General features: G+C 33.4%; 17 protein-coding genes and 1 pseudogene. 4 read left to right on the top strand and 14 right to left on the bottom strand.

What is annotated here, in order from left to right:
- Window positions 1–13: 13 nt before the first annotated feature.
- Complete coding sequence (gene gntK / locus ABH961_RS06265; RefSeq protein WP_048541227.1) at window positions 14–1,552, bottom strand: gluconokinase; 1,539 nt, start codon at window positions 1,550–1,552, stop codon at window positions 14–16.
- Window positions 1,553–1,994: 442 nt separating this feature from the next.
- A complete protein-coding gene (locus ABH961_RS06260) occupies window positions 1,995–2,432 on the bottom strand; it encodes an Lrp/AsnC family transcriptional regulator (RefSeq protein ID WP_000372087.1) in 438 nt (145 codons plus the stop codon).
- A 142-nt stretch (window positions 2,433–2,574) separates the two neighbouring features.
- Between ABH961_RS06260 and ABH961_RS06255 the strand changes: the two genes are divergently transcribed.
- The 3 genes from ABH961_RS06255 (at window position 2,575) to ABH961_RS06245 (ending at window position 5,504) form a co-directional block, all read left to right on the top strand.
- Window positions 2,575–3,156, top strand: coding sequence for a DJ-1/PfpI family protein (locus tag ABH961_RS06255; protein WP_048541225.1), 582 nt, complete (start codon window positions 2,575–2,577; stop codon window positions 3,154–3,156).
- 429 nt (window positions 3,157–3,585) lie between these two features.
- The gene (locus tag ABH961_RS06250; RefSeq protein ID WP_098642977.1) at window positions 3,586–4,488 is read left to right on the top strand and encodes an ABC transporter permease subunit; all 903 of its coding nucleotides are present in this window, start codon (window positions 3,586–3,588) and stop codon (window positions 4,486–4,488) included.
- Window positions 4,485–5,504 (top strand): ABC transporter permease, encoded by a 1,020-nt coding sequence (locus ABH961_RS06245; RefSeq protein WP_048541223.1) that lies wholly within the window; start codon window positions 4,485–4,487, stop codon window positions 5,502–5,504. Before ABH961_RS06250 ends, ABH961_RS06245 begins: the two co-directional genes overlap by 4 nt.
- A gap of 150 nt (window positions 5,505–5,654) precedes the next feature.
- Here the strand turns inward: ABH961_RS06245 and adhP are convergent, their stop codons facing one another.
- The 5 genes from adhP to ABH961_RS06220 form a co-directional block, all read right to left on the bottom strand.
- Window positions 5,655–6,686 carry an alcohol dehydrogenase AdhP gene (gene adhP / locus ABH961_RS06240; RefSeq protein WP_098048466.1) on the bottom strand — a complete coding sequence of 344 codons (1,032 nt, stop codon included), beginning with the start codon at window positions 6,684–6,686 and terminating at the stop codon, window positions 5,655–5,657.
- 394 nt (window positions 6,687–7,080) lie between these two features.
- Window positions 7,081–7,935: a MurR/RpiR family transcriptional regulator gene (locus ABH961_RS06235; protein WP_001119633.1), complete on the bottom strand. Its 855-nt coding sequence runs from the start codon at window positions 7,933–7,935 to the stop codon at window positions 7,081–7,083.
- A gap of 192 nt (window positions 7,936–8,127) precedes the next feature.
- A complete protein-coding gene (locus tag ABH961_RS06230; RefSeq protein WP_048541220.1) occupies window positions 8,128–8,775 on the bottom strand; it encodes a response regulator in 648 nt (215 codons plus the stop codon).
- A 14-nt stretch (window positions 8,776–8,789) separates the two neighbouring features.
- Entirely contained in the window at window positions 8,790–9,908 is a 1,119-nt protein-coding gene (locus tag ABH961_RS06225) for a GAF domain-containing sensor histidine kinase (RefSeq protein WP_048541218.1), read from the bottom strand.
- Between the two features lie 157 nt (window positions 9,909–10,065).
- A complete protein-coding gene (locus ABH961_RS06220; RefSeq protein ID WP_098048468.1) occupies window positions 10,066–10,959 on the bottom strand; it encodes a mechanosensitive ion channel family protein in 894 nt (297 codons plus the stop codon).
- A 254-nt stretch (window positions 10,960–11,213) separates the two neighbouring features.
- Here ABH961_RS06220 and ABH961_RS06215 point away from each other — a divergent pair, with 254 nt between their 5' ends.
- Entirely contained in the window at window positions 11,214–11,663 is a 450-nt protein-coding gene (locus ABH961_RS06215) for an NUDIX hydrolase (protein ID WP_098122433.1), read from the top strand.
- Between the two features lie 36 nt (window positions 11,664–11,699).
- Here ABH961_RS06215 and ABH961_RS06210 read toward each other — a convergent pair whose 3' ends face one another.
- The 7 genes and pseudogenes from ABH961_RS06210 to ABH961_RS06180 form a co-directional block, all read right to left on the bottom strand.
- Complete coding sequence (locus ABH961_RS06210) at window positions 11,700–12,248, bottom strand: cysteine hydrolase family protein (RefSeq protein ID WP_048541253.1); 549 nt, start codon at window positions 12,246–12,248, stop codon at window positions 11,700–11,702.
- A 114-nt stretch (window positions 12,249–12,362) separates the two neighbouring features.
- Window positions 12,363–12,617: pseudogene (locus ABH961_RS06205) on the bottom strand (hypothetical protein).
- A gap of 65 nt (window positions 12,618–12,682) precedes the next feature.
- Window positions 12,683–13,171 carry a putative periplasmic lipoprotein gene (locus ABH961_RS06200; RefSeq protein ID WP_048541213.1) on the bottom strand — a complete coding sequence of 163 codons (489 nt, stop codon included), beginning with the start codon at window positions 13,169–13,171 and terminating at the stop codon, window positions 12,683–12,685.
- Window positions 13,172–13,430: 259 nt separating this feature from the next.
- Window positions 13,431–14,078, bottom strand: a complete 648-nt coding sequence (locus ABH961_RS06195; protein ID WP_046955687.1) for a nitroreductase family protein — start codon at window positions 14,076–14,078, stop codon at window positions 13,431–13,433.
- 98 nt (window positions 14,079–14,176) lie between these two features.
- Window positions 14,177–15,052, bottom strand: coding sequence for a D-amino-acid transaminase (gene dat, locus ABH961_RS06190; protein WP_098131823.1), 876 nt, complete (start codon window positions 15,050–15,052; stop codon window positions 14,177–14,179).
- A gap of 131 nt (window positions 15,053–15,183) precedes the next feature.
- On the bottom strand, window positions 15,184–16,149 hold the full coding sequence (locus ABH961_RS06185) for an ABC transporter substrate-binding protein (protein WP_404519049.1): 966 nt from the start codon (window positions 16,147–16,149) through the stop codon (window positions 15,184–15,186).
- A gap of 144 nt (window positions 16,150–16,293) precedes the next feature.
- Window positions 16,294–17,139 (bottom strand): phosphatase PAP2 family protein, encoded by an 846-nt coding sequence (locus ABH961_RS06180; RefSeq protein WP_098848021.1) that lies wholly within the window; start codon window positions 17,137–17,139, stop codon window positions 16,294–16,296.
- Window positions 17,140–17,369 lie beyond the last annotated feature (230 nt).

Below are 17,369 nucleotides of genomic sequence, written 5' to 3'. Positions count from 1 at the left end.
TCTCCCAATCCCCCTATTGTTTACGTTGGAAAGCAGCTATACAATCAAATTCTTCTTTCAAGCGATTGTAAAGTCGTTCATACATATAAAACATTTCTAAATATATAGCCGTATTTTCTTTATTCGGTACATGATGATGAACAATATCAATCCAATCCTTTACCTCTTCAAGAGAATCAATTTTTCCTACAGCATATAAAGCAACTGCCGCTGCCCCAAGCGCAGATGCTTCATGACTTTCAGGAACAAGCAATTCTTTTCCCATCATATCGGATAACATTTGTCTCCAAAATGCAGATTTCGCAAAACCTCCTGAAACGCGTATTTCAGTAAGTGGCCCTGTACAATCCCTGATTGCGAGTGCAACAGAATATACGCTCATACAAACACCTTCCATGACTGCACGTATAAAATGTTCTCGTTTATGCTGAAGGTTTATTCCAAAGAATGTACCACGAGCATTTGCATTCCAGTAAGGTGCACGTTCTCCAGATAGAAACGGTAAAAATAGCAATCCACCCGCTCCAGCTGGTACACTTTCCGCATACTTAATTAATAAATCATACGGATCAATGCCAAGCTTCCTTGCAACTTCTTGTTCCGGGCTACCAAATTCATCACGTAACCATCTCAGTAATATTCCGCCGTTATTCGTTGGTCCGCCGATCACCCAGTGCTCGTCTGTTAATGCATAACAAAACGTTCTTCCTTTTTCATCTGTATTAACACTTGATGAAATTGTTCGAACCGCACCACTTGTACCAATTGTAATTGCAGCTGAGCCAGGCGATATTGCCCCAACGCCTACATTCGCAAGAACACCATCACTTGCACCAATAACAACCGGCGTATCTTCACGAATGCCCATCTTTTGTGCTAATTCAGGTTTCATACCCGATAAAATATATGTAGTTGGCACAGGTTTTGATAATTGTTCTGGTGACATATGTAACAACGTTAAAACATCTTCATCCCAGTTTAATGTTTCTAAATTAAATAACCCAGTAGCAGATGCTATTGAATAATCCACTACGTAACGTGAAAACAATTGATAAATAACATACTCTTTAATGGAAATAAATTTATAAGCGCTCGCATATAATTCTGGCTCTTCCTCTTTCATCCACAATAATTTAGAAAGCGGCGACATCGGATGAATTGGTGTGCCTGTTCGTCTATAAATGTCATGCCCATTCATATGTTGTAATAACTTTTCCGATTGTTTCGTACTTCTATTATCTGCCCAAATGATAGAACGCGTTAATGGTGCACCGTTTTTATCTACTGCAATTAATGCGTGCATTGCTGTACTAATACCGATTGAAGAAATATCCTCTGGTAACACGTTACCTTTCTTTATGGCAACGCTTACAGTTTTATATACAGCGGCACATATTACATCAGGATCTTGCTCAGCCCATCCGACGTTCGGTTGAATAATTGGATAATCAACTGCATGTGATGCAACGACTTTTCCTTTTTCTGTGAACACAACCGTTTTTGTACTTGTGGTACCGATATCAATCCCGATTACTCTCCCCCTTGTTTCCATGCGAATCTTCCCTTCGTTTCTAGCAAAATACGATTTAGTAAACCGTTTACATGAATTAGTATATAAAATATTTTTTCATTAATCAAGTTTTAAAAAGAAAATTTTTTTCATAACAAAAAATATATCCCCTTCATTCCATTTCACTTACATACTAAATTTAGATTTTCCGCGCGGTAAAGTTGCGTTATATTCGTTACGTTACGCTACACACTCTCTTTTTCTTTCATTAACAACACATACATACATAGTCCTTCCTTACGTTCTACTCATTTGCATGAAAAAGGAGTTGAGAAGCAATATTCATTTTTAAGGGGCACTTTACATAACCATAAAGCTAAGAAAAACAATTAGTGCCCCTTATTTTTTATACAAGTCCGAAAAATAAGGGCTATTTTTAAAAGCTTATTAAGTAAGCAATGGTTAATTAATTAGGCCAGTATTTTTATTCTTCACTAATAAAGGGATCAATTATCTTTTTTTCATGTGAAGATAACACGATATTTGTTGATGGCGTACCATATTGCATCGAATCATCAATAAACTTTTCTAAACTTTCTACAGAATACGTTGCTAATTTGACAATATAGCTAATTTCCCCTGCTACTCTGTAACACTCAATTACATCTGGATGATTATAGCAAAAGTTAGATAATGATTTACAATTCGTTGATTTAAACAATATAAGTGCCGAAATTGGACGATTAATTTTTTTTAGAGAAACATGTGCATGGTAACCTTCAATAATTTGTTGCTCCTCTAACTTCCTTACTCGCTCAATTACTGACGGAGAAGATAAATGAACTGCTTCAGCTAAATCCTTCATTGAAATTTTTGCATTTGACTGTAATAACCCCACGATTTTTTTATCAATTTGATCCATAAACTAACCAACCTTTTTTTATAAAATAGAATAACCTAAATCCTTTATATAATAAAGACAAACAACCAAAAATCCTTATTTAACTTATTCATCAGCTTTTTATATTTATATAAAATAAGGATATCAGGAGGCGATTTACGATATGAAAAAGATTTTATTATTATTAGCTGACGGATTTGAAGCAGTAGAAGCTAGTGTATTTACTGACGTACTAGGTTGGAATAAGTGGGAAGGTGATGGATCGACCGAGGTCATAACAGTTGGTCTTCGGGATAAATTAACCTGTACTTGGAATTTTACTGTCATACCCGAAAAAACGATTGATAATATTCAATTGAATGAGTTTGATGCACTAGCTATTCCAGGAGGGTTTGAAGAAGCTGGCTTTTATCGGGATGCATACAGTAAAGAATTCTTACATGTTATTCAACATTTTCATACCAAACAGAAGCCTATTGCAAGTATTTGTGTTGCATCATTAGCGCTTGGTAAAAGTGGAATTCTTATAGATAAAAAAGCTACCACATACAGTCATCCAACGAGTAAACGAAAAGAGCAGTTAAAGAATTTCGGTGCAAAAGTACAAAATGATTTAATTGTTCAAGATGGAAATATTATTACATCTTCAAATCCAGGTACAGCTTTTGATGTTGCATTTTTATTACTTGAAAAATTAACATCTAAACAGAACGCTAAACATGTAAAGAATCTTATGGGGTTTTAAACATTAAACTTCAACAAAGAGATAATTCTAGAGCTTGTTAGAATTATCTCTTTGTTGAACCACAGGTGCCCTCCTAGGAATTCATTGATCCCTAGGAGTTTTTTTAATTTCCTACAAGTAGCCTAAAAGAAGAAACCATCTCGTCTAAAATTAACTTTGCATAAGCTTAGCTTTATCGCGATGAAGTCGCGTAACATAGCCGCTACCTCTCCAAATAAGAATTCTGTACATTTTGCTCTATTAATTGTTTTTGGTTGACTCATCCTATTACCTTAATAAACTTAGAGCGCGGATCCTACTATCACTTTATTAACTTGTAAATATATGTTCCATACTATACAATCTAATAGAATTTTTATTTTTCAGAAAAATAAAACAATATTTTAGACTTTATTGTATAATGTTGTAAAAAGATGTCGGAGGGATTTAATGTTACATAAAATATCTCAATTCACAATTAAGCTTTCATCCATTCTTTTATCACTGTTACTATTATTAAATTTACCTTATTTATTTATCACTCAACAAGGATTCACCTTTCAACCAATTTATTTTTTTAACCAGATCGTTACTATGTTAAAACAGGTTTTCTCACCTGAATCATTGTTAGTTATAGGATCAGACCCAAAGTTTGGTCATTTAAAAACAACACCATTATTTCCAACTGTTTTAGAACCTTACCTATATTCGTTTATTGTATTATTTGTGGCCTTTTTGCTTGCGCTCTTTATCTCATCTAGCATGGCATTTTTTTATTTTTTAGCAAAAGATTATATAAAAAAATGGATAAACCGAATTGTGTTCGTATTAGAAGCTGTCCCTGATATGATGATGATGATTTGTTTGCAAATATTTTTCATTTGGGTACTTAAGAAATTTGGGGAAGCTCCTTTCACCATTATTTCTTTTAATGAAAATCGCGCTTATTTACTCCCTATTTTATCTTTAGCGGTCTTACCTACATTACAAATGTTTCGGATGATGGTGTTATACATCCAAGAAGAACATGGAAAACATTACGTAGAGGTTGCATATGGAAAAGGTCTTTCATCAAGTTATATACTATGCATTCATTTATTCAAAAATATATCTATCCACTTCTTCTACCATTTAAAAACGATTTTTGTTTTCTTACTTTCTAACTTATTCATTTTAGAATTTGTTTTTAATATGCAAGGTATTATTCAATTTTTATTTAAGAAGGCGTTTATTTCACCTCCCGCTGCATTTATTATACTTGTCATGATTATTTTACCGTTTTATACCATTTTTCAAATAATCTCTCTCATGATGAATAGATGGAAAAAACAATTGAAAGGAGTAGCTTTATGAAATCTATTTGGAAATCAAAACGCTTTTTAATCGGCTTTACTTATTTATTCATACTTGTTTCAGCTAGTTTTATTTATAGTTGGTTCTTTAAAGATAACATCCCAAAACCTCCTCAGTTACTTTACAATGACAATAACGAATTACTTGGAAAGGCCCCCTTTCCACCATCGTTAATACCTCCTTTTGGATCTGATCGTTTTGGAGAGTCTGTTTTCTTACAAATTATAGAAGGAGCAAAATTCACTATCTTATTAGCTGTGGCAATTAGCTTCTTTCGAATTTTATTCGGAACATGTATAGGAATCCTCTTAAGTTTATATGCTCCAAAATTCAAGAGGTTTTTCCAGTCATGCTCAGAAGTTTTTTATTACATTCCTACTTTATTTATCGCATTTATACTCATCACACCCGTTAATATTGTAATCGTATCAAATGCTGATGGATTAGATGCAAATATTTCATTTGCGTTTTATCAAGTACTCGTACTTATTTTCGTCGCTCTGCCTACACTTTCTTTATATATATCCTCAGAGGTTGATGAATTTATGAAACAAGATTACATTTTAAGTTCCCAATTGCTAGGGGCTAGCCGTTTTCATATTATCAAAAAACACTTACGAGTCTTATTACTTGACCGCTTATTTGTGTTATTTATGGAACATATCGTTCAAACTCTCATACTCGTTATCCATTTAGCGTTGCTTGATATTGTAATTGGTGGGATACAAATGCGTGAACTCTATGACGGAGTACTCAAACCTGTTTCTCTATCTAATGATTGGGCAGGCCTTATTGGATTAAATCGTTATGAAATGAATATTTCATGGTGGATTATTTTGTATACTCTCGTTTCATTCTTTATTACGATTCTATTTATAAAGCTTATGACAATCGGGATTCAAGATGCACTGAAAGCAAGAGATTCGCAAGTTGTAGCAATTCAAACCGTTCCAAATCATAAAAAATTTGTTAAAAGTAAAGATTCTTTTTCGTTTGTAGATAAAGTGAACCTTTAATCCTTTCTCGTTAGTCGACATTGATAGTAGTGGAATGCAAAGAAGATGATTCCTGTTGAATGCAGGGATCATCTTCTTTCTGCCGTCTAACTTTTTTACATGTCTTTAGCTAGACTCATGCTTTTTATATTTAAAATGAATTATTTGCAATCACACACAATTATGCTGTTTAAAATCGATTACCATACGCCCTTGAATTCTACCTTGTTCCATTTCTTCGAATACATTTTGTACTTTATCTAGAGAACAAGTTTGAACAACCGGCACTACTTTTCCTTCTGCACCGAACATGAATGCCTCTTCTAAGTCTTTACGAGTACCGACTAGAGAACCAACTACTTCAATTCCATCTAGTACAAGTCGCGGAATGTTTAAATCCATAGTTTCTACTGGTAAACCTACTGCAACGACTTTACCACAAGCACGTACTGCATCAACTGCTGAATTGAACGCTACTTTAGAAACGGCTGTTACTACAGCAGCATAAGCACCACCAAACTCATCTTGAACAATCTTATCAGCAGGACCTTGAGAAATTGGATTGATAGTCATATCCGCACCAACCTCTTTTGCTAATGCTAATTTATCGTCATTAATATCTACTGCAATTACCTTTGCACCAAATACGTTTTTAGCATATTGGATAGCTAGGTTACCTAATCCACCACACCCATAGATGACGATAGGTTGACCAGGTTTAATGTCTGATACTTTTATTGCTTTATATGTAGTTACGCCCGCACATGTGATTGATGATGCTTGAGCAGGATCTAATCCTTCTGGTACTTTCACAGCATAATCAGCTGTAACAATACATTGTTCTGCCATACCACCATCTACTGAATAACCAGCATTCTTAACTTCACGGCAAAATGTTTCTCTACCAGTTATGCAATATTCACAACGTCCACAAGATTGGAACATCCATGCAATACTTACACGATCACCTATTTTTAGTGAAGTTACATCATCAGCAAGTTTCGTAACAATCCCTACACCCTCATGACCAAGAATACGGCCATCTGTGTTTCCAAAATCATGATTTGCAACGTGTAAATCAGTATGACAAACCCCACAATACTCTACATCTACTAGCGCTTCACCTGAGTGTAACGGACGTAATTCCTTTTCAATAACTTCAATGTTTGCTTTACTATTTTTATTAACTACTACTGCTTTCATATGTGATCTCCCCTTTAGTGTTTTAGAATTTTAATGAGTTCATCTCACAACTTCTACTTGCACTGTTTCGGCCAATTATTGCACCAAATTTAAATGTTCAATCATCATTACACGTTCATCATAACATGTAATTTTAAAAGCTTATTGTTAAATATTGAACAATATTTGAATTATTAACCAAATGTTTTCTTACTATATTTGAAGGAAAACTGAAATTTCACCCATATATAAGTTTATTAGAGTTCAATATGCGGAGTATAAGGCTCAATTAATAAAGTTTTTTTAACACAGGAAATTATAATTTTCGCAATAGATTAGATTATAACGAGTACACATAGAGTATGTATCATCAGACTATTAAACAATATAAAAAGCCCTTCAACTGAAGGACTTTTTATATTCGTTTCATCGAAATTGTTTCACGTATACTTTGCAAATTTTGCAACGTTTCTTCTTGGCGTTGTAACGATAACCCAACGTACAAAGTATCTAACAAACTTAACTGTGCTAATCTTGATGAACTTGCTTCTGTACGGAATTCTGTCTCACGTGTTGAGGTATACAAAGTAATATCAGCAAGTTGACTTAATGCTGATTTCTGATAGCTCGTAATTGCAATAATGTGAGCTCCCCTTGCTTTTGCTACTTCTAACGCTTCTAGTAACCCTTTATTGCTACCAGAATGTGAAATTGCAATTACCACTGCTTCTTTAGTGAGTAAACCCGCACCCATAATTTGAAAATGTGAATCTGTATGAGCAATACAAGAAATACCCGTTCTCATAAATTTATGATATGCATCCATCGCAATAATACCAGAACCACCATTTCCATAAAACTCAATACGACTTGCATCTTGCAATACCTTTACAGCTTGCTCTAGCGCTGTATCATTTAACAAATGCAATGTATCTTGCAGTCCTGTAATATGCGAATGAAAAACTTTTTTAGCAACAGTTACCATACTATCTTCTGCCGATACTTCTTCATGAATATTTTGCATAGGAGTATGTACAATTTCACGAGCTAATGTAATCTTTAAATCTTGAAACCCTTGAAAACCGAGGTGCTTACATAAGCGGAATATCGTAGCTTCAGAACTATTCGTAACTTCAGCTAATTCTGTAATAGATTTATGTACAACATCTTGTGGATGTTTCAATATATGTTCGGCAATACTTCGCAATTTCGGTGATAAACCGTTTAACGAAGCTTGAATTTTTCCAATCCCACTTCTTGTACCTGGCATAGCATATCTTCCCCTTCCATCGTAGTTTTATTGTACCTAATTATAGAAAGAAGAAAAACCTTTATTTAGCACTACTATAAATTGAAACTTTAATCAGTGAGAGTATTGTACATCTACCACTAATTATAAGCCCGCAAATAGCGGAATAAATTTTAAATATTCCTATGTATTCTGTCGTAACATGGTACATAATTATTCATACTTATTATTTCCCCCGTGTTTCACCGCATATAATGCAGCTTGCGTACGATCATCTACTTCCAATTTAGCTAAAACATTTGAAACGTGTGTTTTCACAGTCTGTTCTGTAATATGAAGCTCTGCTGCAATTTCTTTATTACTTCGCCCTTTCGCAATTTCACGAAGTACTTCTTGCTCTCTTTTCGTTAACATGGAAAAAGGGTTCTCTTTTTCTTTCTTGACTGCTGATCGTCCGAATAGTGCTGGTGTTACTTTCGGATGAAAATTCGCATTTCCTTCATGTACTGCAATGATAGAAGCAACAAGTTGCTCTGGTTGTACTTCTTTTAATTGATAACCATCTGCTCCAGCTTCCAGTGCTGGTAAAACATAATCTTGCTCTGAAAAACTGCTTAATATAAGTATCTTTATTGTTTTATCATATTGCTTTATCCGTTTTGTTGCTTCTATACCATCCATCTTCGGCATTGATAGATCCATTAATACTACATCTGGTCTTTCCGTTTGAATGAATGTTAATGCCTCTTCACCATTTTCTGCTTCCCCAACTATTTCAAATTCTTCTCTCGTTTTTAAAAAGAATACAAGTCCTCTTCGAACGATATGATGATCCTCAACTAGTAGTAATTTAATCTTCAATCTTCTTCTCCCCTTTAAACCGGCAATTGAATTTCAATTTTTGTACCCTTTTTCAGCTCAGTTTTTATTTGAAATGATCCCCTCATTAACTGAATACGTTCCTTCATACTTTTTAAACCGAGCGCTGACTCTCTTACGTGATCTTGTATAAATCCTATTCCGTTATCCTCTATGTAAAAATACAACTGGTTATTTTCTATTTTTAAAAGAACATTTACCTTTTCACATGAAGCATGTTTTTTACAATTATGTATTGCTTCTTGACTAATACGCCATAAAACTTCTTCTATTTCATCTTCAATTGAAACCATACCATCAATTCGAACTTCCACGTGGATCCCTAACAACTTTCCGTAATTTTTAATTGCTTCTGCTAAACCTTTCTCTAATCCTTCCGGTCTTAATTGCCAAATTAAAAGTGTCATTTCTTGTAATGCTTCCTGTGATAATTCTCCAATATAGCTCAACATCTCTTGCAAGTCTCTATCTTGCGTCATATTTAAAGTACCTTTTGCTGTTAGCATAATAGAAAATAACAATTGTTTTACTGAATCATGTAAATCACGTGCAAGTCGATTTCTTTCAGCTACCACTACGTATTTACGTTCTTTCTCTACTAACTGAATACGTTGTATTGTCGTTCCTATTTGAAATGCAATCGATTCTAATAATGCCAATTCTTCCTCTGAAAAGTGTTTTTTTTGAGGTGAGGCTACATTTAATAGACCAAACTTCTCCGATCCAGACCTAAGTGGAATCGTCGCATGATGCGTAACATCTTCTGTCTCTCCCCAATTACACTCAATCGCATCCTCTATTCGCTTACATTCAATAATATTTGTCGCTTTTTCCAATCTGCCATTCACAAAACGCTCTACACACCAGCAGTCCCCTTCACACATCGGCTTCTTCTCTTTCCATGTAAGAGCCGGTGGTAAGTTTTCATCTACAAGCATACGGTGCTTTCCACTTTCATCGATAAAGAATATCCACCCTGTTTGTAAATTCATAACTTGTAACAATGTATGTAACACTTTTTCTAACATGACTTGTAAGTCTGTTGCTTCATTTAATAATTCTGCAATTGCTTTTAATGCTTCTAAACGATGCATCTCTTTTTCTTCAAAGTTCATTTTCATCACCATCTACCATTATAACATTAAGAAATTTCTAAATTCTACAAATAAGAAAGAACTGAATTCCTTCAGTTCTTTCTTTAAATTAATCATTTTATTATTGTTTTTCTATTCAATGTTGGAAGCTAGATTTTTGTTAACAAACTATTCTATTTTAGCTGTCCGATAAAGATTGTCCACCATGGTTATGCTGTAAACTTTCAGTAGTAACGACCATATTTGCTGCTGGCATTTGCACTTGATTCTTATGGAACATAGACATTAATTCAAACCTTACTTGTCTAGAAGTTTCAAAATAATCTTCTGGCTTTATTAAACCTGTAATACAAAATTCATATCCAACATATTTAAGGTTCGGGTTTAAATCTGTGACACCAACATATTTAAACGGCTCAACAGCTTCATCCTCTACTTTATAAAGACTCGAAGCCAATCTTTCATTACAATTAACACAAACTTTTTCTAACAATTCCTTAACTCTTGTAGGATCTTCCTGATAACTTACCGTAATCCGTTCAATTACGCGCATCCATCCTTTATTAAAATTTTGTATCGTCCTAATCTCTCCGTGTGGTATCGTAAGAAGTTTTCCTGACCATTCACGAATTTGCATAAAACGAATACTAATTTCCTCAATTGTTCCTGAATTTGTTCCGTTAAAAGTAACAAAATCGCCAACACGAAACTCTTTGTCCGCTAATCTCGCAAAGCCTAATATAACATCTTTTAACATCTGTTGTGCAGCAAAACCAATAACAACTCCCGCTATCCCTGCACCTGCAATGATACTTTTTATATCTACAAATTGGCTAATTAAATATATGATTAGACTGATGATAATGATATATCTAAAAATAGATCGAATCACACTTTGAATCGTTTGCTCTACCTCTTCATCAAAAAAGCTTGATTTCCTAAAAAACCAATCAATAATACGGTTGATTACAAAAGAGATAATGATTAAAACTAATGCAAATAGTAAAAATCTTAAAAGTAAAAACTCACGTACATAATTAAAAAATTCTTCAGTATACGTTAATAAACTCATCCATCCACACCCTTAACTAATGAAAATTTCATGAAAAACTAATTTATTGTCATACCTTTTGATTTCCTTAAAACTTGTTACACTTTCTTCTATAAATATACCCTTTTTCATTATCTAAAGGGAGATTACATTAGAATTTTTTTATAACCGACTTTATTTTATGACTGCGCTACATATCTCGAAAAAGGAAAATATTAACACAATACCGAATAGTTCATTTGTAAATATTTTGACTCGCGGGGGGTTAACTAACAATGGGCTATATCGAAGAACTAAGAGAAGTTATTGGATCAAGACCACTCAATTTATCTGGCGTTGCTGTAGCTGTCCTCAATGAAAAAGGACAAATATTACTACAACAGAGACGAAGTGGTATTTGGGCTGTCCCTGGTGGATTCGTTGAACTTGGCGAATCAACGGAAGAAGCCGGAAAACGGGAAGTGCTTGAAGAAACAGGGATTGAAATAGGCTCTTTACAGTTAATAAGCGTATTTTCCGGAAAAGAATTTTTTGTAAAATTACCGAACGGAGATGAATTTTACCCTATAATAATCGCATATCTTTGCAAAGATATTACAGGTGGTACGTTAAAAGCTGATGGATTAGAATCATTACATGTACAATTTTTTGACTTAAATGGGTTACCAGAAAAAATTAGTCCGTTCATAAAAAAACTAATCGAGCGAAACCTCGTATCCATTTAAACGAAAAAAGAGACCTTTTTTAAAGGCCTCTTTTTTTCACTTCACTTCTGCATGTAAGCATGACTTAAAATGTCCAAGGGCAAATTCATGTCCTTGCTCATTAAAAGATGCAACCGCCTTTTCAAAAACAACAATTTTAAATCCTTTATTATAAGCGTCTACTGCTGTGTGAAGAACACAAATATCAGTACAAACACCTACAAGATGAACTTCTTCTATTCCTCTTTCTCTTAACTTCATCTCTAAGTTTGTTCCTGCAAATGCACTATATCGTGTTTTGTCCATATAATATACATTCTCTGCATTTTTATATGTTTCATACACATCTTGTAATTCACCAAACAAATCTCTTCCATTTGTACCAGCTATATTATGAGGCGGGAATAACTTTGATTCTGGATGATATACATCATTTTCATCGTGTTTATCGATCGCAAAGACAACATAATCTCCATTTTCAATATATTCTTTCGTTATATGGACAATTTCCTTCTCAATTTCTTGTCCTGGTTTCCCGCATGTTAAAGCACCTTTTTCAGCTACAAAATCATATGTATAATCAATATTAATAAGAGCTCGTTTCATAACCACTATCTCCCCTTCTCCTGTTTCACAGTAAACAATAGAAAATTTGTTATTACGACATCGTATGTACTATTCGACATTTCAAATGAAATACCTACATTTTTCATGTAAAACTTACCTTAACCTGAGTTTATCATATGATAGATAAACAATGGTAAAACAAATAGCTCCTATTAACAAATCATGAATTTGTTAATTGAGGGTAATTTGAGTCACCTCTTGGACCATAAACCAAGTGACTAACATCGTTAAAATAATTAAGACGATACGAATACACCGATTCACATCTCCAGCCTCTTTCTCTATCATAGTAGAAACAAGTGATTTCTTCTTACTTAATCGTATTAGAAAAAGAAACAAGTTATTCACTGTTACATCCTCTAGTATAAACAAAAAAGCACACTACTTTTTGAGTAATGTACTTTTTATTCTTCTTATGACGCTGGTTTTGTTTCGAATGTTGCTTGATTTAAACTAATAACCTTTCCTTTTGGATCATTGTTTTCATACTGAACTGCAGTAATCGTATGACTACCTGTCTCAAGTGTCTTTTCTTTTAATTGTACTGTTGTCTGTGTTGTACTAGTGACTTGATGTTTATCTGCATATACTTGATCTACAAATATAAATGTTTCTTTATCATTTTGAAAATTAGAAAGCTCTAATTCAACATGTTGAATTAAAGTATCCTTTTTGATGAATACAGTTGGTATATTGCCGTTTTCAGAAGTACCATCTGGTGTAATAACTTTTACTTTTCCTTCACCAACTGGTACTGCACCTTCAGGGAATACTACTATATTCTCATTACTTGCATTTACAACTCGTTCTTCCTGCTTTGATTGCGCATCCTCTTTTTCTTGTGGAGCACCGCAACCGGCTAATAACAATACAGACAATCCAGTGATTATGAATTTTTTCAAAATTCATCCCCCCTGTCATTTCATTATAATTTATTATACAAAAATAACTTTTAAATTTTAAAACTATTTTCAACACTTTCATGAACAAATAAAATCTTGCCCACGATTAATGTATCATACTTTCCTTAATAGAACATTAATTTTTTTTATGAAATAAATAGTAATTCCCTCTTATCTATCATTTTAGCCCAACAAATTAATTACATACCTGTCCAAAATAAAAAGACATTGTTCATTCAATGTCTTTTTATTTTAAGCTTTAAAAAACAAATGTTGTAATCTCATCTACTTCTTTTCTTGGAAGTTTCTTCGGCTTATCTTTCGGAAAACCGAGTGAAATAACCATATTTATTTGTTTTTCAGACTCAATTTGTAAATATTGTCGTAGTTCATCTTGAGCTAACAATACCGGTCCTGTCATTGGACAAGTACCCAGCCCTTTCGCATGTGCAGCCAACATTAAGTTTTGTGCCGCTAAACAGCTACTCTTAATTCCTTCTTCTTCCCAAACTGAATCTGGAACAAAAGCAATTGGATCAAATATCTTTTCGCGAAATTTTGATTCATATGGTGTTGCCAAACACACGATTAATACAGGTGCCTCTGAGAAAGCTGTTGCATATGGTCCAAATGAACGGGTAAGTAGTTTCCCTGCTTTCTCTTCTCCGTTTTCTGCCGCTTTTGCCGCAAGTTTATGTAATGCATCCCAAGTCATTTGCTCAATTTCTTTAATTTTCTCTCGGTTCATAATGACCAAGAACTCCCAAGTTTGTGAGTTCGTATCACTCGGTGCATAACGAGCACAATCAATAATTTCTTTTATGTCACTAATGGATACTTCTTGTTCTGTGAACTTCCTAACACTTCGTCTACCGTGAATTACTTCTTTAAAATCTTCATAATTCATACATTAAATCCCCTTTTTACAACGTTTTCAAATCTTGTCCTATGTTTGAATTATATCATGAAAAAAAGCTGGAGGAATACCAGCTTTTTTCTTCAATATTAGTTCGTAACTTTAAACAAACGAATACTTTCTTCATATGCAACTTGGAGTTTCTTTGTAATTGGTCCTCTTTCGCCGGTTCTAAACTGTTCATCACCTATTTGAACGACTGGGAATATTTCAAGTGGTGTCGCTGTAAAGAAGCACTCATCAGCCTCATATACTTCTTGTAGTGAAAATTCTCGTTCTTCTACTTCAATATGTAACTCTTTCGCTAATGTAATAACGAAGTGACGTGTAATGCCATGTAGAATGAAGTTGTCAGCCGGATGTGTAATCAATTTATTATTCTTCACCATAAAGAAATTTGAATGACACCCTTCAGTTACAATTCCATCTCGTACTAATATCGCTTCTTGATAGCCTTGTTCGTTTATTTTATTTTTAATCATAATATTAGGTAGCAGATTTAAAGATTTTATATGACAGAACTTCCACCGTATATCCTCTTCTACCGTAACTTTTATTCCCAGTTCCATAGCAGCAATTGGTCTTGGAAACGAAACAATATTTGCAAAATATGTTGGTTGCATATTTGACTCATATACATGATTACGTGCTTGAGCACCTCTTGATATTTGCAAATATACATTCCCATCTTCTTGAAATTGATTTTTTTCAATCATTTCATGCAACTCTTCCACTAACTCCTTCTTAGTAAAAGATGGAATTAGTTTTATTTCTTCCATAGAATTAAAGAATCGTTCCAAATGTAGATCTAATAAATGTGGCTTCCCATCATATAGTCTGAATACCTCGTATATACCATCACCAAATTGAAAGCCTCTCTCCTCTAATGGAATCATCGGCTGTTCTTCCTTCGTATTTACAATTCTTCCGTTAAACAAAATCCAATCTTTATGAGTAGCTTTCATTCATTCCCACTCCTTTATTCCATAATTGGTTTAATTGTACAACTTATCCACGCTCAAAAGAAGGAATTTTCTGTATTTTCACAAATAAAAAAGTACATCACCCATTTAAGGTGATGTACTCGACCATTCATTTACTTTAAAAAATATTTTTCAATATCATCTAACATAAGGTTTGCAGCTACAATACCACCTGCTGTATTCCAAATCACTTCATCTACTTCGAATACTTTATTATCTTTAGAAGCCTGTAACTGCTTAAAGAGCGGATCTTCTGTCCATTCTTTCGCTAACGTGTTTCCTTCATTATTCTTATCCGCATCTTTATCAGATGTGAAATAGAATAAGTAGTCCCCGTCCATATTTGGAATTTGTTCTTTTGTAATTCCTTTTATCGTAAATTCATCTTTATCTTGTAGTGGTGGTCGTTTAAATCCAATATCATTTAATACAACGCCTGAGAATGAATTTTTTTGATAAATACGAACATCACCTGGGACGAAGCGAATAATTGAAACTTTAGAGTTAATTTTATCACCTAATTGTTCTTTTATTCCTGCAATACGCTTTTTATAATCATTAAGTGCATTTTGCCCTTCTTTTTCTTTATTTACAGCTTTTGTATAAAGCGTAAAGTTTTCTTTCCAATCACCGCGCAATGTTTCAGCATATACTGTTGGCGCGATTTCTTTTAACTGCTCGTATATTTTTTCGTGACGCATTTTATTTCCAATAATTAAATCCGGCTGAAGCTTCATTACTGCCTCTAAATTAATGTCACGCTCAGTTCCTACTACTTTCGTATCTTTTAACTCATCCGCTAAATGAGGATACCATTCATCCCCAGCTCGTGGTTTTGTCGTTCCAACTGGCGTTACTCCAACAGTTAAAAGTGCCTCAGCACCCTCATTCGTTAAAACAACAACTCTTTTTGGTGTACCATTTACTGTCGTTTCGCCCATTGCATGCTTTATACTATATGAATCTTTTGCCTTTACTGATGTATCTTTATCTTTCTTCTCTTCTTCTTTACCGCAACCTGCAATTATGACCATTAATAACATAATGCAAAGTATAAAAATATTTTTAGTGCGTGTCATAAATCCTCCTAGTTGAAAATGATTTTCATTAACATTTAAAGATTAATGTATATCTCATGCATTGTCAATAGATATATCAGAAAACTTTTTCAATATATATAATTTCGACCTCATTTTTATTCAAAATATTTTTGTACTTATTTGCTATTCACTTTTTAACCGTAACATGTGAAACATAAACGGACATAAGAAAGTAATTGTAATTCCAGTCAATGCATAACGTACATAATACATATCAGGTATTACTTTTTTTAGTATGAGCTGTATCATTAACATGAAACTAAGGCCTAAAACTGTTTTTACTACTTGTATTTTAAAATTATTACTTTCACTTATTTTAATAAAGTGATTCTCTAACATGATACCAATCGTAGAACCTGTCAAAACTCCAAGTAATTTTAAATTATCTATTTGGTCAGTCATAAAATACATAGTAAGTGAAACTGCCAATACAATTCGTTGTAACAATATAAATTTCCTATCACTTAATTCCCCTGTTACTTTCGTATATAAATAAACAACTATGACACTAATTAAAATTGCACCTATTATATCACTGAGCCAATGTACACGTAAATATAGACGAGAAGTAGCAACTAATATTATAAAAATAATTCCAATGATCCAAATGATTCTCTTTTTACATAACATCATAAAAGAGCCCCAAAATGTTGTCGCTAACTGGACGTGTGTACTTGGAAAAGAATAACCTGCAGCTGATTTTTCATATAAAGCCTGAATTCCTTCGTATGTATACGGTCGCGGGATTTTCATGAATTCTTTTACCACTATCCCTATATACCCAGAGAAACAAAGCATAACAATCATATGAAATGCTTTTCTTTTAGAAACGCACCAATATAAAATCGAAATAATGACTAAATACAACGTTTCATTTGCAATACTAGATATAAATTTAAAAAGTATTGTAAGCACACTTCCCTCCACACTGGTCATCCATTCAAGAAATAAAATATCCAAATTAAACATAAAAAAAACGAAACCTCCCCAAAATTTAATCCTGCTATTTGTCAGCACTTAAGATAAACTAGTTGATTAACATTTCAAATTTATACACCTACTTACGTTACAGATTAAGAATATATAGTACCACATACTAATAATAGATAATATGTTAAATCATCTAATTATTTTTATAAATTTTAATGAAATTTTGAGCTTTATATACAAAAACATCTGTATCTTGTTATCCACTTATT

It is taken from the genome of Bacillus sp. RC251 (assembly GCF_044908765.1).
Taxonomy (GTDB): domain Bacteria; phylum Bacillota; class Bacilli; order Bacillales; family Bacillaceae_G; genus Bacillus_A; species Bacillus_A wiedmannii.
The sequence above is the reverse complement of the archived record's forward strand: the minus strand, read 5'-3'. Positions and strand labels throughout refer to the sequence as shown.